This window comes from Streptomyces sp. NPDC050085 (assembly GCF_044460595.1).
Classification (GTDB): Bacteria; Actinomycetota; Actinomycetes; order Streptomycetales; family Streptomycetaceae; genus Streptomyces.
In genome coordinates this window covers 185951-207947 of the sequence record NZ_JBITJZ010000009.1, presented here as the reverse complement: position 1 = coordinate 207947, position 21997 = coordinate 185951, and the positions used below count along the sequence as shown (strand labels likewise).

Genomic DNA, 21997 nt, shown 5'->3' with positions numbered 1-21997 from the left:
GTGCGCTCCTTCGTTCGGGGTGGAACCGCTTGGTGCGGTGGTGGGTCCATCGTCGGGAGCGGGGGTGCGCGCGGTCCAAGGCCCGTTCCTCATCACGCAATACGGATCAGGCATCACGCCAGGTCAGTGACGTCATCGGCGACTCCTGCCGGGCGCTGTCGGCATACCCTGTCGGTATGGGTAATTCCGCGCCCGATCTGGATCTGCGCCTGGTGCGCTACTTCACCGTGGTCGCCGAGCTGCGGCACTTCGGCCGTGCCGCCGAGGCCCTGCACACCACGCAGCCGTCGCTGAGCCGGCAGGTCCGGCGGCTCGAACAGCAGCTGGGGGCGCGCCTGTTGGACCGTACGCCGCAGGGCAGTCGGCTCACCGGGGCCGGTGAGGTGTTCCTGCCGCGCGCGAAGGCGCTGTTGCGGTCGGCCGAGCGGGCGGCGGCGGAGACACGGGCGGCGGCCGAACCCGCCCGGCTCGTCGTCGGGCATCTGCCGGGGCTCTTCGTCACGCCGGAGGTGCAGGAGCTGCGCCGCCGCAGGCCGGACGCCGAGGTGCAGGTGGTGCAGCTGGCCTGGAACGAGCCGCGCCCCGCGCTGCTCGACCACCGGGTGGACGTCGTGCTGGCCCGACTGCCCTTCTCCACCGCCGAGTTGGACGTGGCCGTGCTGTACGACGAGCCGCGCACGCTGCTCGTGCCGCGCGGGCACCGCCTCGCGGAGAGGGAGTCCGTCACGCTCGACGACATCGCGGGCGAACCGCTGCCGCGGGTGCCCGAGGACCCGGCGTGGAACGCGTTCTGGCGGATCGACCCGCGGCCCGACGGCAGCCGGGTGCCGGACGGGCCGCTGATCCAGGCGATGGAGGACAAGCTCGAACTGGTCGCCGCCGGGCGGTCGTTGGCCATTGCCGCGTACGGGATCCGGGCGGCGAGCCTGCGCCCGGACATCGTGGAGGTGCCCCTCGAGGGGGTCGAGCCGAGCCATGTCGTGCTGGCGTCGCGGGCCGGCGACACCGGTCGGCTCGTGGCGCAGTTCCGCTCCCTGGCGCGGGCCCGGCTGACCGGACCCGCGTCGAAGGCGTGAGCTAGCGGATCGGCCGGTGCACGTTCTCCCTCTTGGACGGTCCTGGGGTGGCGTCCGCGATCCAGGGGCCTTCGCCGCTGGGGTCGACGATGCCCTGTTCCAGCCAGGCGTACGTGCCGCCGATGACGCCCTTGACGACCTTGTGGTCGAGTTCGTCGGTGTTGGTCCACAGGCGGTCGAAGAGTTCGTCGGCGCGGATGCGGGCCTGGCGGCAGAAGATGTCGGCGAGTTGGTAGGCCTCGCGGCCGTACTCCTCGGTGGTGCGCAGGAGTTCGGCGCGTACGCAGGCCGCGCTCATGGCGAAGAGTTCGGCGCCGATGTCGACGATGCGGCCGAGGAAGCCCTGCTTGGTCTCCATGCGGCCCTGCCAGCGGGACATGGCGTAGAAGGTGGAGCGGGCGAGTTTGCGGGAGGCGCGTTCCACGTAGCGCAGGTGGCCGGAGAGGTCGGCGTGGCCCGCCGGGTGGAACTCGGCGTACGAGCGCGGGAGTTGGCCGGGGCCCGCGACCAGTTTCGGCAGCCAGCGTGCGTAGAAGCCGCCCGCCTTCGCGCCTGCCTTCGCCTTGTCGGCGAGGGACTTGTCGGGGTCGATCAGGTCGCCCGCCACCGACAGGTGGGCGTCCACGGCCTCGCGGGCGATCAGCAGGTGCATGATCTCCGTCGAGCCCTCGAAGATGCGGTTGATGCGCAGGTCGCGCAGGATCTGTTCCGCCGGGACCGCGCGCTCGCCGCGTGCGGCGAGGGACTCGGCCGTCTCGAAGCCGCGGCCGCCGCGGATCTGGACGAGTTCGTCGGCCATCAGCCAGGCCATCTCGGAGCCGTAGAGCTTGGCGAGGGCGGCCTCGATGCGGATGTCGTTGCGGTCCTCGTCGGCCATCTGGGAGGAGAGGTCGAGCACCGCTTCCAGGGCGAACGTGGTCGCCGCGATGAAGCTGATCTTCGTGCCGACGGCCTCGTGGAACGCGACCGGTTTGCCCCACTGTTCGCGCGCCGCCGACCACTCACGGGCGATCTTCAGGCACCACTTGCCCGCGCCGACGCACATGGCGGGCAGCGACAGACGGCCGGTGTTGAGGGTGGTGAGGGCGATCTTCAGGCCCGCTCCCTCGGGGCCGATGCGGTGCGCGGCGGGGACCCTGACCTGGTGGAAGCGGGTCACACCGTTCTCCAGGCCGCGCAGCCCCATGAAGGCGTTGCGGTTCTCGACCGTGACGCCCTCGGAGTCGGCCTCCACGACGAACGCGGTGATGCCGCCCTTGTGGCCCTCCGACTTCGGTACGCGGGCCATGACGACGAGGAGGTCGGCGACCACGCCGTTCGTCGTCCACAGCTTCACGCCGTCCAGGACGTAGTCGTCGCCGTCGGGCACGGCCAGGGTCGCCAGGCGCGCCGGGTCGGAGCCCACGTCGGGCTCGGTCAGCAGGAACGCGCTGATGTCGGTGCGCGCGCACCGCGGCAGGAACGCGTCCCGCTGCTCCTGCGTGCCGAACAGCTTCAACGGCTGTGGCACGCCGATGGATTGGTGCGCGGAAAGCAGCGCGCCGAGGGCTGGACTGGCCGAGCCGACCAGGGCGAGCGCCTTGTTGTAGTAGACCTGGGTGAGGCCGAGGCCGCCATACTTGCGGTCGATCTTCATGCCGAGGGCGCCGAGCTCCTTGAGCCCGTTGATCGTCTCGTCGGGGATCTTCGCCTCGCGCTCGATGCGGGCCGCGTCGACCTTCGTCTCGCAGAAGTCGCGCAGCTGCGCGAGGAACGCCTCGCCTCGCTGCGCGTCCTCGTCGGCGGGCAGCGGGTGCGGATGGATGAGGTCGATGCGGAACCGGCCGAGGAACAGCTCCTTGGCGAAGCTGGGCTTGCGCCAGTCCTGCTCGCGGGCCGCCTCGGCGACCTGCCGGGCCTCCCGTTCGGAGACCTTGGCCCCGGGCTGTGGTGTTGCGGACATGAGGTTCACCTCGCCGCGCGTCGGGTGCACGGGCCGGTCCGTTACCGACCGGTGCTACTCGATCGTATGTACCGGATTCGGTCCATGTCGACCAGTCCCCGCGCATCCCCGGGTCGTCCGTGCTGTGCGCGATGCCGAGTCGATGAACTCCCTTTGGTCCTGGGCCAGTTCCCTCGAATCCCCCGTGCGGGCACGGCAAGGACGGCCGGAGCCCCCGCACAGTGGGCTCCGGCCGTCCGATGCGTGCTCTAGAGGGCGAGGCCCGTCAGGACGAGGACGCGCTCGTACGTGTAGTCGTCCATCGCGTAGCGGACGCCCTCGCGGCCGACGCCGGACTGTTTGGCACCGCCGTACGGCATCTGGTCGGCCCGGTAGGACGGCACGTCGCCGACGACGACGCCGCCGACCTCGAGCGCGCGGTGGGCGCGGAACGCGGTCTGCAGGTCGTGCGTGAACACCCCTGCCTGGAGGCCGTACTTGGAGTCGTTGACGGCGGCGAACGCCTCGGCCTCGCCGTCGACCTTCTTGACGGTCAGGACCGGCCCGAAGACCTCCTCGCAGGAGATCGTCACGTCGCCCGGCACGTCGGCGAGGACGGTCGGCGCGTACGTGGCGCCGTCGCGCTTGCCGCCCGCGAGGAGCGACGCACCGGCGGCCACGGCCTCGTCGACCCATGCCTCCACGCGCTTCGCGGCGTCCTCGCTCACCAGCGGGCCCACGTCGGTGGCGTCGTCGGCCGGATCGCCGGTGACCTGCGCCTCGACGGCGGCGACGACCTTCGGGAGCAGCCGGTCGTACACGGCGGCGTCGGCGATGACGCGCTGCACCGAGATGCAGGACTGGCCGCCCTGGTAGTTGGAGAAGGTGGCGATGCGGGTCGCGGCCCAGTCCAGGTCGGCGTCGGAGGCGTAGTCGCCGAGGACGACCGCCGCGCCGTTGCCGCCGAGCTCGAGCGTGCAGTGCTTGCGCGGGACGCTGTCCATGATCGCGTAGCCGACCGGTCCGGAACCCGTGAAGGAGATGACGGGCAGCCGCTCGTCCTGTACGAGGGCGGGCATGCGGTCGTTCGGCACGGTGAGGACCGACCACGAACCGGCGGGCAGGTCCGTCTCCGCGAGCAGCTCGCCGAGGACGAGGGAGGAGATCGGGGTCGCGGGCGCCGGCTTCAGGATGATCGGGGCGCCGACCGCGATGGCCGGGGCGACCTTGTGGGCGCTCAGGTTCAGCGGGAAGTTGAACGGGGCGATGCCGAGGACGACGCCCTTGGGGATGCGGCGGGTCAGCGCGAGGCGGCCCGTGCCGCCCTGGTCGGTGTCGAGGCGCTGCGCGTCACCGCTGTTCCAGCGGCGGGCCTCCTCGGCGGCGAACCGGAAGACGCTGACCGCGCGGCCGACCTCGCCGCGGGCCCACTTGATCGGCTTGCCGTTCTCCGCGGAGATCAGCTGCGCGATCTCCTCGGTGCGCTCGGTGAGGCGGTCGGCGACGTGGTTCAGCGCCTTGGCCCGCACGTGTGCCGGGGTCGCGGCGAACTCGTCCACCACGGCGTGCGCGGCGGCGATGGCCTCTTCGACCTGGGCCTCGGTCGGAACGGCGACGGTGCCCACGAGACGGCCGTCGTAGGAGTTGTGGACGTCGAACGTGACGTCTCCGGTGGCCTGGCGGCCGGCGAGCCAGAAGGCGTGGGTGTCGGTCATGGGGCCACGGTATGCGCGACGCGGGGCGGGACCGTTTGGACGGGGCGGAGTAGTTGGGTGCGGGTCGTTCGCCGGATTGGCCTAGGCGCCGTAGTTCCGTGGGTTCGGTTGGCGGGTGCACGCCGGTGGGGCTTCTCGCGCAGTTCCCCGCGCCCCTGGAAGGCCTGCGGCCTTCAGGGGCGCGGGGAACGACGGCGCCGCAGCCGCACACGAACCGGCGGGATTACGGCGCAAGGGCGGCTAGCCCCCGGTCGCCTTCAGCGCCAGCCACAGTTCCATCCGTACGTCCGGGTCGTCCAAGGACCGGCCCAGGATTTCCTCGACGCGGCGCATCCGGTACCGCAGCGTGTGGCGGTGGACGCCGAGGTCCGCGGCGGCGGCGTCCCACTGGCCGTGGCGTGACAGCCAGGCCCGCAGGGAGGCGACCAGGTCGCCCCGGCCGGTCGCGTCGTGGTCCCGCAGGGCCCGCAACAGGCCGTCCGCGAAGGCCCGCACCGCGTCGTCCCCGAGCAGCGGCAGCACGGACCCGGCCACGACGTCCTCGTGCTCGACCAGGATCCGGCCGCGCCGCCGCGCGACGGACAGCGCCTGCTCGGCCTGCTTGAACGCGGTCGCGGCGGCGATCGGCCCGGCCGGTGCCGAGAAGCCGATGAGGAGCTCGTCCCCAGAACCAGAACCGGAACCAGAACCAGAACCGGCGGAGCCGTCTGCGCGGGTCGCCTCGAGCACCTCGGCGTACTGCACGCACGCCTCCGCCGCGGCGCCCCCGTCGACCGTGAGCAGCACGAGCCGCTCCCCGTCGGGGACGACGAGCACCGCCTCGCCCGCCCGCGCCGCGGCCGACTCGACGATGTCCGCGAGCACCGAGAGGGGTTCCATGGACGCGCCGCCCGCGCCGGTCACCGCTTCGGCGAGGAGCAGCGCGGTCCCGGACACGGCGGCGGCCCCGGCCGGGGCCGCGACCCCGCTCGGCGGCGGGGCCACCGTCTCCGCGAGCACCATCCGGAACGGCGCGTCGAGCAGCGCCCCGTACAGGTCACCGGCGACGGCCCGCGCGTGGTCGGGTTCGCCCGCGAGCAGCATGCGCAGCACGGCCGCGCCGATCCGCTGCTCGGCGGCGTACAGCGCGCGCGAGCGCTCGGTGGTCAGGGTCAGCAGGGCGATGGCCGAGTGCAGCGCGTACCGCTCGGCGGTGCCGAGGGCCGCCGCCGTGCCGACCGCGAGCGCGGCCCGCGCCCTGCGCCCCGTGCCGATGGAGTGCAGCTCGACCCGGTCGACCCCGTTCTCCGCGCCCCCGGACACGACGGCGCTGGCGGGGGCGGGCCGCTCCCGCAGCCGTTCGACGTCGGGGGTCAGGCGCGCGGCCCGGCGTCCCGCCCACTCGGGGGCGGTGGCGACGACGGCGCCCGACGCGTCGTACAGCGCGGCCCATCCGTCGACCTGTCCGGCGAGGACGGCGAGCAGTCCTTCGGGGCCCTCGTTCAGGGCCTGCTTGGTGAGCTCGCGCTGGGCCGCGAAGCCGGAGGTGACGGCGCGGTACTGGTCGGCGGCGATGGCCGCGGAGACCGCCTTGCTGATGGCGATGAAGGGGGTGCGCGGGGGCACTTCGAGGAGCGGGAGGCCCGCTTCCTCGGCGGCCTTCACCAGCGCTTCGGGTACGTCGTCGTAGTTGACGCCGACCGCGAAGCCGAGGCCCACGACGCCCGCCCCGCTGAGCCGCTTCACGTACCGCCGCATCGCGTCGGGGTCCTCGGCGTCCAGCTTGAGGGCGGTGATGAGCAGCAGCTCGCCGCCCTCCATGTACGGGACGGGGTCGGCGAGCTCGCTCACGTGCGCCCAGCGGACGGGGGTGTCCAGCTGCCCCTCGCCCGCGCGCACGGTGAGCTTGAGCGCGGAGTGGTGGACGAGCGAGGCGAGCGTGGGCGGCATGGGGCCTTCAAATACGTGGGGACAAGTACGTGAGGAAGCTGGTGTGAAGCTTTTGGCCGGTCCGTATGAAGGACCAGTGCCGATTCTGCCTCACCGTACGTACTCCGGAAGGCCGCCCCCGCGATTCTCAGCGCAAGCTCACGTCCGCAGGTCCACCAGCAGGGGCGGCGCGTGCTCCCCGCGCACGGTGGTGAGGGAGAGGACGGCGTGGCCCGGCGGGACGGCGTGGGCGAGGTCGGAGGCGGACCAGCGTTCGCGTTCGACCTGGCGGACGGTGACGGCGCGGGCGGTCGGCGCCCGCCCGGTGATCACCCGGCGCACGGCGTGCAGCGCCTTGCCCGCCGGGGTCTCGGCGATGATCTGCCGGTCGGTGACGTCGCGGGCCTCGGTCCACTCCTTGCCCCAGACCTCGGCGAAGTCCTGCCCGTCCCACGGGGTAAGGCCGGACAGCGCCATCCGGCAGCCGACGGAGCCGAGCAGCGGGGAGCGCAGCGCGCGCGGCACGTCGTCGAGGGTGCGCAGGGTGAACACGGCGCCGGCGTTCGCCGAGCGCAGGCGCTGGATGCCGCGGACGGCCTGCGGGGTGACGACCCCGGTGGCGTCGTCGAGGACGAGGCAGGCGAACAGAGAGCGGTCCTCGCGGACGGCCACGCTCGCCATGAACTGGGCGAGTACGAGCCGCGCGAGGATCCGGGAGGCGTCCGCGTGCCCGCGCTCCGGCAGGTCGATCCGTACGCGCACGGGGTGGTCGAGGGCGCGCAGCGAGAACGGCCGGGTCGTGCCCGAGGTGTCGAAGAAGGGCGCGAAGGCAGGCCGGTCGAGCAGGGCGATGCGGTCGGCGAGGACGGCACCCACGTCACCGGGGTGCCCCAACTGCCGCTCGCGGGCGTCGAGTTCGCGCAGCATCGCGTCGTGGCCCGCCTCGGTGAGCGCCTTGCGCAGCGCGTCGAGGGCGGCGGGCACCCCGTCGAGGAGCTGCCGCAGCTCGGGCACGGACGGGAACCGCCGGTGGACCGTGTGGAAGGGGCCGAGGAGCTGGCCGAGGACGGTGGTGGAGCGGCGGCTGTCCCCGCCGGGCTGCGGGTCGGCGAGGTCGCCGACGAGCGCCTCGGCGAGCACGGCCGCGGCCTCGTCCGGGTCCTTGCTGCCGCCGTACAGGTCGAGGTCGTAGACGGAGTCGGCCTGGCCGACGCGGACCACGATGTCGTACGTGTCCTGCGCGCCGAGCCCCGCCCCGGCCGCCCCGACGACGACGACGGCGGCCCGTCCGGCGAGCGCCCCCAGGCACAGCGACTCCGCGAGCGGCCACACGACACTGCCGGTCTTGCCCGCGCCGGGCGGCCCGACGGCGAGCAGCGAGGTGCCGAGCAGGTCCGGGCCGAGGGCGACTCCGACGCCCCGGTACGCGTACGGGTTGCGGGCGTCGTCGGCGGCCGTGCCGATCCTGACCTGGGCGACGGCCAGGTCGTGGCGGGCGGCGCGGGCGGGCAGGTCCCGCGTACCGGAGGGGTGCGGGCAGGCGGCGGCGCCGTCCTTGACCACCGCGGCGCTGAAGGACGCGAGGCTGTGCCGGCCGCGCTTGACGCCCTGCCAGGCGCGGGCGATGCGGGCCAGGTCGACGTCGCGCATCAGCCCGGCGCGGGCGTCGGCGACGAGCCGGTCCGCGGCGTCGACGGCACCGGCGTCGCGCAGCTGGGGCCACTGGGCGGGGTCCTTCTCGGGGGCCGGCGCCCGCTCGGCCTGGACCGGTGCGGCCGTGCGCCAGGCGGGATAGCCGAAGCGCCGCCACAGCTCGCCCCACCGGCCGAGCCGTCCGACGGCGACCATGATCCCGACCGCGAAGGCGGCGTAGTAGAGGTAGACGATCACGACGGACGTGAACGAGTGCGGGGACGCCCAGGAGTCCGGGACCATCGCGTACAGCGGCAGCAGCCACCAGCCGCCGAGGTAGCCGTTCCACAGCAGCGACCAGACGAGCCAGCCCACCAGGAACGCGATCACCGCGCCGCTGATCAGCTGCCGCACCGGCGTCACCTCCGGCTCCTGCTCGGCCTTCGGCCGGTGCCCGAACCGCCACACACCGGGGGCGGCGGCGGGCCGGGGCGTGCGCAGCCAGGTCAGGAACGTGGTGCCCGCGGAGACGCTGCCGTGCACCGGCCCCTGTCCGGGTGCGTGGGCGGGCCTGGGCGGCGGCACCGCGGCCGGCGCCGCCCGGTCCTCGGTGGAGCCGCTCGTTCCCTCGGTGTCCATGACCTTGCCCCCTGCTCAACGCACGCTCTCGCCCGGCGGATCCGCCTCAATTTAATGCCCGCGCCAAGGGAGTTCACCGCTTACGCGCCCAGGCGGCACCCGCCACGACCTGTCCACCGAGGACAACGGGGCCGCGCGACCCCACCCCAATGGAGCATGACCACGCCCCGACCCCGCGCCTAACCTGCGAGAAAGCCCCGAATCACCCCGCGCCACCGTGGCCGGGCCGGAACAGAACCAGGAGCCCCGCATGAGCGACATCCCGCAGGAGCGCCGCGTCGTCACCGCCATCCCCGGCCCGAAGTCGCAGGAGCTGCAGCAGCGCCGCCTCGCCGCCGTCGCCGCGGGCGTGGGCTCCACGCTGCCGGTCTTCACCGCCCGCGTGGACCGCGGCATCATCGAGGACGTCGACGGCAACCGTCTGATCGACTTCGGCTCCGGCATCGCGGTCACGTCGGTCGGCGCGAGCGCCGAGGCAGTGGTCCGCCGGGCCTCGGCCCAGCTCCAGGACTTCACCCACACCTGTTTCATGGTCACGCCGTACGAGGGTTACGTGGAGGTCGCCGAGGCCCTCGCGGAGCTGACGCCGGGCGACCACGCGAAGAAGAGCGCGCTCTTCAACAGCGGCGCGGAGGCCGTCGAGAACGCGGTCAAGATCGCCCGTGCGTACACCAAGCGCCAGGCGGTCGTCGTCTTCGACCACGGCTACCACGGCCGTACGAACCTGACGATGGCGCTGACCTCGAAGAACATGCCGTACAAGCAGGGCTTCGGCCCGTTCGCCCCCGAGGTCTACCGCGTACCGGTGGCCTACGGCTACCGCTGGCTGACCGGCCCGGAGAACGCGGGCGCCGAGGCCTCCGCCCAGGCCATCGACCAGATCACCAAGCAGATCGGCGCGGAGAACGTCGCCGCGATCATCATCGAGCCGGTGCTCGGCGAGGGCGGCTTCATCGAGCCGGCCAAGGGCTTCCTGCCGGCGATCCGCAAGTTCGCCTCCGACCACGGCATCGTGTTCGTCGCCGACGAGATCCAGTCCGGCTTCTGCCGCACCGGCCAGTGGTTCGCGTGCGAGGACGAGGGCATCGTGCCCGACCTGATCACGACGGCCAAGGGCATCGCGGGCGGCCTCCCGCTCGCCGCCGTCACGGGCCGCGCCGAGATCATGGACGCCGCGCACGCGGGCGGCCTCGGCGGCACCTACGGCGGCAACCCGGTGGCCTGCGCCGGTGCGCTCGGCGCCATCGAGACGATGAAGGAGCTCGACCTCAACGCGAAGGCGAAGGAGATCGAGCAGACGATGAAGACGCGTCTGTCGGCGATGCAGGAGAAGTTCTCCGTCATCGGCGACGTGCGCGGCCGCGGCGCCATGATCGCCATCGAGCTGGTCAAGGACCCCGCCACCAAGGAGCCGAACCCGGAGGCGACCGCCGCCCTCGCCAAGGCCTGCCACGCGGAGGGCGTCCTCGTCCTCACCTGCGGCACCTACGGCAATGTGCTGCGCTTCCTGCCCCCGCTGGTCATCGGTCAGGACCTGCTCAACGAGGGTCTGGACGTCATCGAGAACGCGTTCGCGGCGCTCTGAGCACTCCGGCCCGGAGTCGGGCCATGTGAAGAACGTGTGGGGGGCCGATGGCATGTTGCCGAAGCGGCTGTTGTGCCCCCACCCCCTGACGTACGGTTTCTGCAGATGAGAGAAACACCCCGCCCACAGGGGACTGTGGGCGACACCGGGACGGAGCCTCCCCAGCCCCGCCCTGGTCGTGCCCTCGCGCACACACCCGGAGCTTCCGGCTCCGGAACTCCTCACCGATCGGACGGTCGCCCGCCCCAAACCCCCCGGGGCGCGCGGCACCCCGATCAGATCGGGCGCCTCGGAGCTACCCCCCCTGCTCCGGGGCGCCCGGCCATTTTCCTGGCGCTTGCGTCGGCCCTCGTCTTCGCCGCCCTCACGTGGCAGGTGGCCGCCGACGGCCCGCTCCTCTCCCCCGACGAGCGCCTCGGCAACGCGATCCGCACGACGACCGCGATCCCCTCCCCCCTCGCGGAGTTCTTCGCGGACCTCGGCAACATGACGGTGGCCCTGCCGATCCTGGCGGCCACCCTCGCGTACACCACCTACCGCACCCGAACCTGGCGCCCCGCTGTGACCGCGGCACTCACGATGGCCCTGGTCCCGGCCCTGGTGGCCCCGCTCCAGTCCCTCCTCGCCCGCCCGGGCCCACCGCCCATGTCCCCGGAGACGGGCTTCTACCCGTCGGGCCACGCGGCAACGGCAGCGGTCGCGTACGGCCTGTGCGCGCTCCTGCTGCGTCCCGCACTCCGCGGACGCGAACCGGCCTACGGCTGCGTCGTGTTGAACGCGGCCGTAGGCCTGGGGCTCGTGCGGCAGGGGTATCACTGGCCGGTCGACGTGGTGGGGAGCTGGTGTCTGGCGGTGGTACTGCTCATGGGCCTGCATCTCGCGCAGGCCCGCGCGCAGCGACAGCGATCCCGACCGCGAACATGATCAAACAAATACTGACATGCCGCGTTCCAGCCTGCCCCAACACGCCAAGCTACGTGCCCCAGAACGTAGAGCGACCAGGGGATACACGTGTCCATCACACCACGCGGCATGTCAATCCAGGAGGCATACAACCTCTTCCGGAGCGAAAAGCTGATCGTCAACCGCAATTACCAGCGAAAGCTCGTCTGGGGCGTGGACGAGAAGACGCATCTGATCGATAGCATCCTGCGCGGCTTTCCCATTCCGCTATTTCTGCTCGCTGAAACCTCAGACCAGAACTACGAGATCATCGACGGGATGCAGCGACTCGACGCAATCTTCGGTTTCGTTGAGCAGCGGTACGGACTCACCGTGAACGGTGACGAGAACCGACGCTTCTTCGATCTGTCAGAGTTCTCCCGCGCCCGGCAGTTGGCCGACGCTGGCGTATTTTCTCGTGAACCTGGCGGCCCGGCCCTCATCACCGCCGCTCAGTGCGCAGACCTTCTCGACTACCAACTCGCCGTCACAATCTTCGGATCGAGCGAGGAAGACAAAGTCACCGAAGTATTTCGCCGAATCAATTCGGGCGGACGCCAACTGAGCGCTCAAGAGAAGCGGCAGGCTGGGGTCATGAGCGACTTCGTGCGACTCCTCAGAGGCCTCGCCTCCGATTTTCGCTACGACAGTTCACCCGAAGTGCTACCGCTGAGTAAAATGCCCATGGTATCCATCGACTCCGCGCGGGAGCGGCTCGGCCACGGAATCGCCGCGGAAGAGACTTTCTGGTGTAGCCTCGGCATCCTCAGCACAAGGCAGCTCCAGCAAAGTGAGGACGAACAACTCCTGGCGGACATCTGCATCTCCGCAGTGCGCGGCAACACCTTCAGCATGAGCTCGGAAGCGCTGGACAAATATTTCGATATCGAGACGACCGAAAGCAAGTCGCTGGCCGAGGATCTCGCCACATATGGGACTACCCAGCTCGCAGCCGACGTCAAAATTGTCCTCGGCGCGATGAAAACCATGGTGGACTCCACGAAACCTAACATCGTGGGAGCGTTCCGGTCGCACGTGAACATCAGCGGCTGGAACTCGGCCAAGACGCCGTTCTACGCGGTGTTTATGGCCCTTTTCGATCTTATGATTCGGCATGGGAAACAGCTGACAGATCCTCATGGAGCATTTTCCGCCATCAACCGTGTGACAGCAAAGCTGATTCCAAGCAGAAACACGACCACAGAAGAACAACGGCAATCGAATATCGATGTCGTCCGCGGGCTGATCGAGAAGTTCTTCACCACCTCTCCGTCAGGTCCACTCACGCACGGACCTGCCATGGAGATCGAATTCCCCAACCTGATCAGGCGAGCCCCTATTGAAAGCGCACGCTACGAATTCAAGCAGGGCATCGCCTCACTCGGCCCCAAGCGTCAGATCAACAAGGAGCTCTTGAGTCGACTCCCTAAGATCATGTCCGCGATTGCCAACACAGGGCCGGAGGCCGACGGCTACATCATCTTCGGAATTGCCGACGACGAGAAGGATGCTGCCCGGATTGAGCAGCTGGATTCCATCTCTCCCGTCCCGCTGGCCAAGAAGTCACTGTTCGGAGTCGAACGAGAGGTGAAGGCTCTAGGTATGGACATGGGGACATACGTCCGCCACATCATCAAAGCCGTCCAGTCGTCTCCTCTTCAACCTCAATTCAAGGGAGACGTGCTAGCCAATATTGATACCGTCTCCTACTCAGGCCGCTCCTACGTGGTTTCCCGAATCCCCGCTCAGCGGGACCTGTCCGAGTACGACGGCGACTACTACGTCCGGGACGGAGACGGCCTCCGTAAGATGACTACATCGGAAGCCGTAGCTGCAGCGAAGCGCTTCATTCGATGACGACGAGCCGGTTGCCTGCACCAAACAAGGTGTAGCCAACCGGCCTCATGTACCAAGAGGCCTCAGCCGAAGTACGCGTCGAAGTTCTTCTGGAACTCCCAGCTGTTGAACCGGTCCCAGTTCACCGACCACGTCATCAGGCCGCGCAGCGCCGGCCACGTGCCGTGGGTGGGGTACCCGCCGCAGTTGGTCTTCTTCGTCAGGCAGTCCAGGGCCTTGGTGACCTCGGCCGGGGACACGTAGCCGTTGCCCGCGTTCGTCGAGGCGGGCATGCCGATCGCGATCTGGTCGGGGCGCAGCGGCGGGAAGACGTTGTTGGGGTCGCCCGCGACCGGGAAGCCCGTGAGGAGCATGTCGGTCATCGCGATGTGGAAGTCGGCGCCGCCCATGGAGTGGTACTGGTTGTCGAGGCCCATGATCGGGCCCGAGTTGTAGTCCTGGACGTGCAGGAGCGTCAGGTCGTCGCGCAGGGCGTGGATCACCGGGAGGTACGCGCCGCAGCGCGGGTCCTGACCGCCCCATTTGCCGGTGCCGTAGAACTGGTAGCCGTTCTGGACGAAGAAGGTCTCCGGGGCCATCGACAGGACGAACTTCGCGCCGTACTTGGCCTTCAGGGTCTTCAGCGCGGAGATGAGGTTCACGATGACCGGTGTCGTGGGGTTCTTGAAGTCCGTGTCGGCGGTGTCGAGGGAGAGGGAGTGGCCCTCGAAGTCGACGTCCAGGCCGTCCAGGCCGTAGTCGTCGATGATTTTGGAGACCGATGAGACGAAGGTGTCGCGGGCTGCCGTGGTGGTGAGCTGGACCTGGCCGTTCTGGCCGCCGATCGAGATCAGGACCTTCTTGCCCGCCGCCTGCTTGGCCTTGATCGCCGCCTTGAAGTCGGCGTCCGATTCGACCGTCGGGCACTCGGTCACCGGGCAGCGGTTGAAGCGGATGTCGCCCGACGTGGTGGAGGTGGGTTCGCCGAAGGCGAGGTCGATGACGTCCCAGCTGTCGGGGACGTCGGCGAGGCGGGTGTAGCCCGCGCCGTTGGCGAAGCTCGCGTGGAGGTAGCCGACCAGCGCGTGGGTGGGCAGGTCCGACGAGCCTGTGCCACCCGACCCCTGGGCCGTCGTCGCCGTGACCGTCGCGGACTTCGCCGACTCGCCCGCGTCGTTCACCGCGGCCACCTGGAAGCCGTACGCCGTGGCGGGCGTCAGGCCGGTGACCGTCACCGAAGTGCCCGTTGCCGTAAGGGACTTGGTGCCGTTGGCGTAGATCGCGTAGCTCGTCGCTCCGGGGACCGCCGTCCAGGAGAGGGCGACGCTGGACGAGGTGACCGCACCGGCCGTCAGGCCCGTGGGCGCGGTGGGCGGGGCCGGGGTGCCGCCGCCGGGGCCGATCAGGGTGAGGTCGTCGGCGTTGTAGGCCGGGGTGCCGTACCAGCCGTGGGTGTAGATCGTGACCTTGGTGGTGGCCGGGCCGGTGCGGAAGCTGGTCGTCAACTGCTGCCAGTCCGGGGCCGATTGGGTCCACGTCGAGACGTCGGTGGTGCCGGTGCCACTGGCGCCGAGGTAGACGTAGCTGCCGCGGACGTAGCCGGAGAGCGTGTACGCCGAGTCCGGCTTGACCGTGACGGTCTGGGTGCACTGGGCGTTGTCGCCGGCCGTGGGCGTGGCCTGGAGGGACGAACTACCGCTGTGGACAGGTGAGTTCACGGTCCTGCCGGTGCCCGCCGAACACGTCCAGCCGTCGAGGGACGACTCGAATCCGCCGTTGCGCGCCAGGTCGACGTCGGCCGCGCGGGCCGTCGCCGCGGACACGGCGGTGAGACCGGTCGCGGCGAGCGCGGCGGCCGTCAGCGTGCTGAGCAGCCGGCCCCGTATGCGGGCGTGCGGTCTGGGGTGGTCCATGGGTGCCTCCGGGCAGGGCGGGGGAACGGGCACGGTGGAGCGCGCCCAACTTGGTCCAGACCAATTCGGTTGTCAAGGGTCTCAGCCGCCTCCACCTCCTCCGGTCCCGGAATCTCCGGTCACGCCTACTCCCCCGCGTCCCTGGCCAGTTGGGCCGCCGCCTCGTGCATGGCGAGCTCCAGCAGGGCGGGATCCGTGAGCGTGCCCGAACCGTCCGGCGGCACCAGCCAGCGGACCCCGCCGGTCGCGCGGCCCGGATAGGGCACCACGATCCAGGTGCCGCGGCCCGCGCCGCGCACCCCGGTGCCGAGCCAGCGGGCCGCCGTGCCCGACGGCACGAAGAACCCCATCCGCGCGTCGCCGAAGTCGGCGAGCACCGGGCCCGGGCGGTCGATGACGCGGGTGAGGACGTCGAGCGTGGGGTAGCCCAGCTCGCCCGGCAGGATCAGCACGTCCCATTGTTTTCCGGCGGGCAGCAGCGCGACGCCGAGCGGATTGCGTTCCCATTCCCAGCGGCACGCCTCCGGATCCGGCGCCACCGACACCAGCCATTCGACCGCCGACTTAGCCCCCGAGCCAGTCATGGCGGGACCTCCCTCTTCCACTCCGACACTGTTGGTCACGAGCGAGAGGGGGCCGGGGCCCGAGCATTACGCGGGTTCGGGCTACTTGTTGGTAGTGAACCGGGTCACACCGCCCCACCAGGGCGTACGCCGGTTGATCACCGGCGGCGTGATCACCTAGTTTTCGGCGCATGAACAAGGACGAGCAGGCTCAGATCCAGGCCGCGATCGACGGCGAACTGCGCCTGCTCGACCCGGCCGTGCGGGCGTCCGACGAGGCGGTGCGCGCGCTGCAGGAACCGGGGTTCGTCGAGTTCGGGGCGTCGGGGACGCGGTGGGACGCCACGTCGATCCTCCAGGTGACAGGGGCGGTGTCCGAAGAGCCCGAGGGAAGCGTCGAGGTCACGCGGATGACGGGCGCGCTGCTCACCGACGGGGTGGTTCACCTCACGTACCACCTGGACTACAAGGGGCGGCGGTCCAACCGCAGCTCGTTGTGGCGCCGCCACCCGGAGGCCGGGTGGCGGCTGTATTTCCATCAGGGGACGCTCACCGAGGAGTGACGCGTCAGCTGTCGAAGCCCAGGCCCACCGAGTCCATCGCCTTCAGCCACAGGTTCCGCCGGCCCCCGTTGTCGTCGGCGCGGGCCAGCGACCACTTCGTGAGGGCGATGCCGGTGTACGCGAACGGCTCCGGCGGGAACGGGAGCGGCTTGGAGCGGACCATCTCCAGTTCCGTACGCTCCGTGCGCTCGCCGGAGAGCAGGTCCAGCATCACGTCGGCGCCGAAGCGGGTCGCGCCGACGCCGAGGCCCGTGTATCCGGCGGCGTAGGCGACCCGCCCGCCGTGGGCCGTGCCGAAGAACGCCGAGAAGCGCGAGCACGTGTCGATGGCGCCGCCCCACGCGTGCGTGAACCGCAGGCCCGCCAACTGCGGGAAGCAGGTGAAGAAGTGGTCGGCGAGCTTCGCGTACGTCTCGGGCCGGTGGTCGTACTCCTCGCGGACCCGGCCGCCGTACGGGTAGATCGCGTCGTAGCCGCCCCACAGGATGCGGTTGTCGGCGGACAGCCGGAAGTAGTGGAACTGGTTGGCCGAGTCGCCGAGGCCCTGCCGGTTCTTCCAGCCGATCGACGCGAGCTGGTCGGCGGTCAGCGGCTCCGTCATCAGCGCGTAGTCGTAGACCGGGACGGTGTACGAGCGCACGCGCTTGACCAGGGACGGGAACACGTTCGTGCCGAGCGCCGCCCGGTCGGCGAAGATCCGGCCGTACGGGGTGCGGACCGCAACGCCGGTCTCGTTCGAGGCCAGCTTCGTCGCGGGCGTGTGCTCGTAGATGCGTACGCCGAGGTCGAGGCAGGCCTGCTTGAGGCCCCAGGCGAGCTTCGCCGGATGGAGCATGGCGACGCCCTCGCGGTCGTAGAGCGCACCGAGGAAGGTGGGGGACGCGACCTGCTCCCGGACCTCTTCCGCGTCCAGCAGCTCCAGGCCGTCGGCGAGCCCCGCCTCGGTCAACTCCGCGTGGAACTCGCGCAGTTCCTCGACCTGGTGCGGCTGCGTGGCCACGTCCAGCTCGCCGGTGCGCTCGAAGTCGCAGTCGATCCCGTAGCGGGCGACCGCGGCCTCGATGGCGTCGAGGTTGGCGGCGCCGAGCTCCTCCAGCTTCTTGATCTCCTTCGGCCAGCGCGCGAGGCCGTTGGCCGTGCCGTGCGTGAGGGAGGCGGCGCAGAACCCGCCGTTGCGCCCGGAGGCGGCCCAGCCGATCTCCTTGCCCTCGACCAGGACCACGTCCCGGCCGGGATCGCGCTCCTTGGCGATGAGCGCGGTCCACAGGCCGCTGTAACCGCCGCCCACGACCAGCAGGTCGCAGTGCTCGTCGCCGGTGAGGGCGGGGCGGGGCTCGGGGCGGCCGGGGTCGTCCAGCCAGTACGAGACGGGCTTGGCGTCGGCGAGAGACTTCAACGACGCGGCCTTTCGATTCATGGCGCCAGCGGCCATGATTCCAACTCCCTCGAAATGCTCAGGAACTTACTTTGTTCTTTCGCTTGCCGACGATCATTCCGGCGAGCACCAACAGTACGGCGACCAGGAACATGGCCGTACCGATGACATTGATCTGAACGGGCGTCCCGCGCTGTGCCGAACCCCAGACGAACATGGGGAAGGTGACGGTCGAGCCCGCGTTGAAATTCGTGATGATGAAATCGTCGAAGGAGAGCGCGAAGGCGAGCAGCGCGCCCGCCGCGATACCCGGCGCCGCGATCGGCAGCGTGACGCGGACGAAGGTCTGCACGGGGCCCGCGTAAAGGTCCTGCGCGGCCTGTTCCAGGCGCGGGTCCATCGACATCACACGCGCCTTCACCGCCGTCACGACGAAGCTCAGGCAGAACATGATGTGGGCGATGAGGATCGTCCAGAAGCCCAGCTGAGCACCCATGTTGAGGAACAGCGTGAGCAGCGAGGCCGCCATCACGACCTCGGGCATCGCCATCGGCAGGAAGATCAGCGAGTTCACCGCGCCCCGTGCGCGGAAGCGGTACCGCACGAGCGCGAAGGCGATCATCGTGCCGAGGATCGTCGCGCCGATCGTCGCCCAGACCGCGATCTGCAGGCTCAGCGAGAGCGAGCCGCACATGTCGGCGACGCCGCACGGATTCTTCCAGGCGTCGAGCGAGAACTGCTGCCACTCGTAATTGAAGCGGCCCTTCGGCTTGTTGAAGGAGAAGACCGTGACGACGACGTTCGGGAGGAGGAGGTAGGCGAGCGTGAGCAGGCCCGCAATGACCACCAGGTTTTTCCGCAGCCAACGCAAGCGCATCAGACCAGGTCCTCCGTTCCGGCACGGCGAATGTAGAAGGTGACCATGAGGAGAATGGCCGCCATGAGGATGAAGGAAAGGGCCGCCGCCGTCGGGTAGTCGAGGATGCGCAGGAACTGCGTCTGGATGACGTTGCCGACCATGCGGGTGTCGGTGGAGCCGAGCAGATCGGCGTTCACGTAGTCGCCGGCCGCCGGGATGAAGGTGAGCAGCGTCCCGGAGACGACGCCGGGCATCGACAGCGGGAAGGTCACCTTGCGGAAGGTGGTGGCCGGGGACGCGTACAGGTCGCCCGCGGCCTCGTGCAGCCGGGGATCGATGCGCTCCAGCGACGTGTACAGCGGCAGGATCATGAACGGCAGGAAGTTGTACGTGAGTCCGCACACGACCGCGAGCGGTGTCGCGAGGACGCGGTCGCCCTCGGTCATGCCGAGCCAGGCCGTGACGTCCAGGACGTGCAGGGAGTTGAGGGCGCCGACCACCGGGCCGCCGTCCGCCAGGATCGTCTTCCAGGCGAGCGTACGGATGAGGAAGCTGGTGAAGAACGGGGCGATCACCAGGATCATGATGACGTTGCGCCAGCGGCCCGCGCGGAACGCGATCAGATAGGCCAGCGGGTAGCCGAGCAGCAGGCACAGGGCCGTGGCCAGGCCCGCGTACAGGACCGAGCGCAGGAACTGCGGGTAGTACTCGGACAGCGCGTCCCAGTACGTCGCGAAGTGCCAGGTGACCTTGAAGCCGTCCTCGAGTGACCCTTCCTGTACGGAGGTCGAGGCCTGGTAGATCATCGGCAGGGCGAAGAAGACGACCAGCCACAGGATGCCGGGGAGCAGCAGCCAGTACGGGACGAGGCGGCCGCGCCGCTTGGTCTTGCGGGGCTTGTCGTCCTCCGCGGGCGCGGGGGGTGCCTCGGTGAGTGTCGCGCTCATGCGGTGGCGTCCTCCGAGACCTTCTCCACGCCCGCCTCTGCGTCCTGTGCGGCGTCGAGGCCGAAGGTGTGCGCGGGGTTCCAGTGCAGGACGACCTCGGCCCCCGGCACGAGCCGGGCGTCGCGCTCGATGTTCTGGGCGTAGACCTCGAACGCGTCGCAGAGCGGGCTGTCGACGACGTACTGCGTGGAGACGCCGATGAAGGACGAGTCGGCGATGCGGCCGGTGATGCGGTTGCGGCCGTCGGGTATCCGCGCGGCGTCGTCGGCGTGGGTGAGGGAGATCTTCTCGGGGCGTACGCCGAGGAGGACCTTGCCCCCGGTGGCGGTGGCGGCGGTACATCGCCCGGCGGGCAGGACGAGCTTGCCGTCGCCCGCCCTGAGCGTGAGGTCGTCGCCCGCGCGGCCCGCGATCTCGGCCTCGATGAAGTTCGAGGTGCCGAGGAAGTTGGCGACGAACGTGGAGCCCGGGTTCTCGTACAGGTCGGTGGGGGCGCCGAGTTGCTCGACGCGGCCCTGGTTCATCACGGCGACGGTGTCGGCCATCGTCATGGCCTCTTCCTGGTCGTGCGTGACGTGGATGAAGGTGATGCCGACCTCGGTCTGGATGCGCTTGAGCTCCAGCTGCATCTGGCGGCGCAGCTTGAGGTCGAGGGCGCCGAGCGGCTCGTCGAGCAGGAGCACCTTGGGGTGGTTGATGAGGGCGCGGGCGACGGCGACGCGCTGCTGCTGGCCGCCGGAGAGCTGGTGCGGCTTCTTGCGCTTGTGCTCGCCGAGCTGCACCAGGTCGAGCATCTCCTCGACCTGCTTCTTCACCGACTTGATGCCCCGGCGGCGCAGGCCGAAGGCGACGTTCTCGAAGATGTCGAGGTGCGGGAAGAGCGCGTACGACTGGAAGACGGTGTTCACCGGGCGCTTGTAGGGCGGCAGGTTGGTGACGTCCTGGTCGCCGAGCATCACGGTGCCGGTCGTCGGTTCCTCAAGTCCCGCGATCATGCGGAGAGTTGTCGTCTTGCCGCAGCCGGAGGCGCCGAGCAGGGCGAAGAACGAGCCCTCGGGCACGGTGAGGTCCAGCGGCTGGACGGCCCGGAAGCCGTTGTCGTACGTCTTGCTGATCCCGGTGAGACGGACGTCGCCGCCGTGGTCGCTCTTCTCGAGCATCGAAGAAACCGTCATGGTGAGTCCAAGGAGTCTGGGGGCAGGGGCCTGGAGGGGATGGGGTGCGGCTCAGCCGCCGGTGAGCCTGGCGAACTTCTCCTCGAAGGCCGTCTCTTCCTTCGCGCTCAGCGAGCGGAAGGCGTGTGCCTTCGCGGCCATGGCCTTGTCGGGGACGATCAGCGTGTCGTTCGCGACGTCCTTGTCGATCTTGGCGAGTTCGGGCTTGACGACGGCGGTGTCGAGCGGGGTCACGTAGTTGATCCAGGCGGCGAGTTCGGCGCCGACGGCGGGCTCGTAGTAGTAGTCGATGAGCTTCTCGGCGTTGGTCTTGTGCCGTGCGCGGTTCGGGATCAGCAGGTTGTCGGTCGAGGTGAGGTAACCGGCGTCCGGGATCGCGAACTTGACGTCCGGGTTGTCCGCCTGGAGCTGGACGACGTCACCGGCCCAGGCGAGACAGGCCGCGAGGTCGCCCTTGCTGAGGTCGCCTATGTAGTCGTTGCCGGTGAAGCGGCGCACCTGCTTGCTGTCGACGGCCTTCTGCACGCGGGCGATCGCCGCGTCGAAGTCGTCGGCCTTGAAGCTGCGCGGGTCCTTGCCGAGGTCGAGCAGCGTCATGCCGACGGTGTCGCGCATCTCCGACAGCAGGCCGACCTTGCCCTTGAGCTTGGGATCGTCGAGCAGCTGCGAGACGGAGGTGATCTCGCGGCCGTCGGTGGCCTTGGTGTTGTACGCGATGACCGTCGCGATGCCCGTCCACGGGTAGGAGTAGGCGCGGCCCGGGTCCCAGTCCGGGTTGCGGAACTGGCCGGCCAGGTTGGTGTACGCGTGCGGGAGGTGCGCCGGGTCGAGCTTCTGCACCCAGCCGTAGCGGATGAGGCGGGCGGCGAGCCAGTCGGTGAGGACCATGAGGTCGCGGCCGGTGTCCTGGCCGGCCGCGAGCTGCGGCTTGATCTTGCCGAAGAACTCGACGTTGTCGTTGATGTCCTCGGTGTACTTGACCGAGATGCCGGTTCGCTTGGTGAACGCGTCGAGGGTGGGCCGGTGCTTCTCGTCGTCGCTCATGTCGATGTACTCGGTCCAGTTGGAGAAGTTGATCGTCTTCTCCTTGGCCGAGTGGTCCTCGGACGAGACGCCGCCCTTGGACGTGCTCGCGGCGGGGATGCCGCAGCCGCTCAGCAGTCCCGCACCGCCGACGGCGAGCGCACCGCCCGCCGAGGCGCGCAGCAGGGAACGGCGGGACAGGGCGGCCCTGCCGTTCCTGAAGCTGCGCTGCATGGCGGCCAGTTGGGCGGGGCTGAGGCGGTCTGGCTCGTACTGCTCCATGCGCGTGGTGCCCTTTCGGGAGTCCCTTACGGGAGCCTTCATA

16 protein-coding genes are annotated in these 21997 nt (G+C 70.0%); 5 read left to right on the top strand and 11 right to left on the bottom strand.

Annotation, left to right across the window (positions count from 1 at the left end):
- Window positions 1–176 precede the first annotated feature (176 nt).
- Window positions 177–1076 carry a LysR substrate-binding domain-containing protein gene (locus ACIBUY_RS30225; RefSeq protein WP_365580612.1) on the top strand — a complete coding sequence of 300 codons (900 nt, stop codon included), beginning with the start codon at window positions 177–179 and terminating at the stop codon, window positions 1074–1076.
- 1 nt (window position 1077) lies between these two features.
- On the opposite strand, the gene ACIBUY_RS30220 is transcribed toward ACIBUY_RS30225, so the two are convergent.
- From ACIBUY_RS30220 to ACIBUY_RS30205, 4 genes are all read right to left on the bottom strand, one after another.
- Window positions 1078–3018 (bottom strand): acyl-CoA dehydrogenase family protein, encoded by a 1941-nt coding sequence (locus tag ACIBUY_RS30220; protein ID WP_399154292.1) that lies wholly within the window; start codon window positions 3016–3018, stop codon window positions 1078–1080.
- A 248-nt stretch (window positions 3019–3266) separates the two neighbouring features.
- Window positions 3267–4712 carry an aldehyde dehydrogenase family protein gene (locus ACIBUY_RS30215; RefSeq protein WP_399154291.1) on the bottom strand — a complete coding sequence of 482 codons (1446 nt, stop codon included), beginning with the start codon at window positions 4710–4712 and terminating at the stop codon, window positions 3267–3269.
- Window positions 4713–4952: 240 nt separating this feature from the next.
- The gene (locus tag ACIBUY_RS30210) at window positions 4953–6641 is read right to left on the bottom strand and encodes a PucR family transcriptional regulator (protein ID WP_399154290.1); all 1689 of its coding nucleotides are present in this window, start codon (window positions 6639–6641) and stop codon (window positions 4953–4955) included.
- A gap of 138 nt (window positions 6642–6779) precedes the next feature.
- Entirely contained in the window at window positions 6780–8891 is a 2112-nt protein-coding gene (locus ACIBUY_RS30205) for an ATP-binding protein (RefSeq protein WP_399154289.1), read from the bottom strand.
- 250 nt (window positions 8892–9141) lie between these two features.
- Between ACIBUY_RS30205 and gabT the strand changes: the two genes are divergently transcribed.
- The 3 genes from gabT to ACIBUY_RS30190 all read left to right on the top strand — a co-directional run bounded on the left by gabT (window position 9142) and on the right by ACIBUY_RS30190 (window position 13275).
- Complete coding sequence (gabT, locus tag ACIBUY_RS30200) at window positions 9142–10476, top strand: 4-aminobutyrate--2-oxoglutarate transaminase (RefSeq protein WP_365575599.1); 1335 nt, start codon at window positions 9142–9144, stop codon at window positions 10474–10476.
- Between the two features lie 375 nt (window positions 10477–10851).
- A complete protein-coding gene (locus ACIBUY_RS30195) occupies window positions 10852–11400 on the top strand; it encodes a phosphatase PAP2 family protein (RefSeq protein WP_399154288.1) in 549 nt (182 codons plus the stop codon).
- An 87-nt stretch (window positions 11401–11487) separates the two neighbouring features.
- The gene (locus tag ACIBUY_RS30190; protein WP_365575593.1) at window positions 11488–13275 is read left to right on the top strand and encodes a DUF262 domain-containing protein; all 1788 of its coding nucleotides are present in this window, start codon (window positions 11488–11490) and stop codon (window positions 13273–13275) included.
- A gap of 62 nt (window positions 13276–13337) precedes the next feature.
- Here the strand turns inward: ACIBUY_RS30190 and ACIBUY_RS30185 are convergent, their stop codons facing one another.
- A complete protein-coding gene (locus ACIBUY_RS30185; RefSeq protein WP_399154287.1) occupies window positions 13338–15167 on the bottom strand; it encodes a chitinase in 1830 nt (609 codons plus the stop codon).
- Between the two features lie 125 nt (window positions 15168–15292).
- Window positions 15293–15751, bottom strand: coding sequence for a hypothetical protein (locus tag ACIBUY_RS30180; RefSeq protein ID WP_365575587.1), 459 nt, complete (start codon window positions 15749–15751; stop codon window positions 15293–15295).
- A 170-nt stretch (window positions 15752–15921) separates the two neighbouring features.
- Here ACIBUY_RS30180 and ACIBUY_RS30175 point away from each other — a divergent pair, with 170 nt between their 5' ends.
- The gene (locus ACIBUY_RS30175) at window positions 15922–16293 is read left to right on the top strand and encodes a DUF4440 domain-containing protein (RefSeq protein ID WP_399154286.1); all 372 of its coding nucleotides are present in this window, start codon (window positions 15922–15924) and stop codon (window positions 16291–16293) included.
- A gap of 4 nt (window positions 16294–16297) precedes the next feature.
- On the opposite strand, the gene ACIBUY_RS30170 is transcribed toward ACIBUY_RS30175, so the two are convergent.
- The 5 genes from ACIBUY_RS30170 to ACIBUY_RS30150 all read right to left on the bottom strand — a co-directional run bounded on the left by ACIBUY_RS30170 (window position 16298) and on the right by ACIBUY_RS30150 (window position 21954).
- Window positions 16298–17725: an NAD(P)/FAD-dependent oxidoreductase gene (locus tag ACIBUY_RS30170; protein WP_399154285.1), complete on the bottom strand. Its 1428-nt coding sequence runs from the start codon at window positions 17723–17725 to the stop codon at window positions 16298–16300.
- Window positions 17726–17747: 22 nt separating this feature from the next.
- Complete coding sequence (locus tag ACIBUY_RS30165; RefSeq protein WP_399154284.1) at window positions 17748–18545, bottom strand: ABC transporter permease; 798 nt, start codon at window positions 18543–18545, stop codon at window positions 17748–17750.
- Window positions 18545–19474: an ABC transporter permease gene (locus ACIBUY_RS30160; protein WP_365575578.1), complete on the bottom strand. Its 930-nt coding sequence runs from the start codon at window positions 19472–19474 to the stop codon at window positions 18545–18547. Before ACIBUY_RS30160 ends, ACIBUY_RS30165 begins: the two co-directional genes overlap by 1 nt.
- Window positions 19471–20634, bottom strand: coding sequence for an ABC transporter ATP-binding protein (locus ACIBUY_RS30155; protein WP_365575575.1), 1164 nt, complete (start codon window positions 20632–20634; stop codon window positions 19471–19473). The genes ACIBUY_RS30160 and ACIBUY_RS30155 overlap by 4 nt, the downstream gene beginning before the upstream one ends.
- Window positions 20635–20700: 66 nt before the next feature.
- Entirely contained in the window at window positions 20701–21954 is a 1254-nt protein-coding gene (locus ACIBUY_RS30150; protein WP_365575572.1) for a spermidine/putrescine ABC transporter substrate-binding protein, read from the bottom strand.
- Between the last annotated feature and the right edge of the window lie 43 nt (window positions 21955–21997).

Coding starts and splice junctions, on each gene's coding strand:
- ACIBUY_RS30160 (WP_365575578.1), bottom strand. CDS start 19,474: ATGAGCGCGACACTCACCGAGGCACCCCCCGCGCCCGCGGAGGACGAC.
- ACIBUY_RS30175 (WP_399154286.1), top strand. CDS start 15,922: ATGAACAAGGACGAGCAGGCTCAGATCCAGGCCGCGATCGACGGCGAA.
- ACIBUY_RS30210 (WP_399154290.1), bottom strand. CDS start 6,641: ATGCCGCCCACGCTCGCCTCGCTCGTCCACCACTCCGCGCTCAAGCTC.
- ACIBUY_RS30150 (WP_365575572.1), bottom strand. CDS start 21,954: ATGGAGCAGTACGAGCCAGACCGCCTCAGCCCCGCCCAACTGGCCGCC.
- ACIBUY_RS30170 (WP_399154285.1), bottom strand. CDS start 17,725: ATGGCCGCTGGCGCCATGAATCGAAAGGCCGCGTCGTTGAAGTCTCTC.
- ACIBUY_RS30180 (WP_365575587.1), bottom strand. CDS start 15,751: ATGACTGGCTCGGGGGCTAAGTCGGCGGTCGAATGGCTGGTGTCGGTG.
- ACIBUY_RS30165 (WP_399154284.1), bottom strand. CDS start 18,545: ATGCGCTTGCGTTGGCTGCGGAAAAACCTGGTGGTCATTGCGGGCCTG.
- ACIBUY_RS30220 (WP_399154292.1), bottom strand. CDS start 3,018: ATGTCCGCAACACCACAGCCCGGGGCCAAGGTCTCCGAACGGGAGGCC.
- gabT (WP_365575599.1), top strand. CDS start 9,142: ATGAGCGACATCCCGCAGGAGCGCCGCGTCGTCACCGCCATCCCCGGC.
- ACIBUY_RS30155 (WP_365575575.1), bottom strand. CDS start 20,634: ATGCTCGAGAAGAGCGACCACGGCGGCGACGTCCGTCTCACCGGGATC.
- ACIBUY_RS30185 (WP_399154287.1), bottom strand. CDS start 15,167: ATGGACCACCCCAGACCGCACGCCCGCATACGGGGCCGGCTGCTCAGC.
- ACIBUY_RS30215 (WP_399154291.1), bottom strand. CDS start 4,712: ATGACCGACACCCACGCCTTCTGGCTCGCCGGCCGCCAGGCCACCGGA.
- ACIBUY_RS30225 (WP_365580612.1), top strand. CDS start 177: ATGGGTAATTCCGCGCCCGATCTGGATCTGCGCCTGGTGCGCTACTTC.
- ACIBUY_RS30205 (WP_399154289.1), bottom strand. CDS start 8,891: ATGGACACCGAGGGAACGAGCGGCTCCACCGAGGACCGGGCGGCGCCG.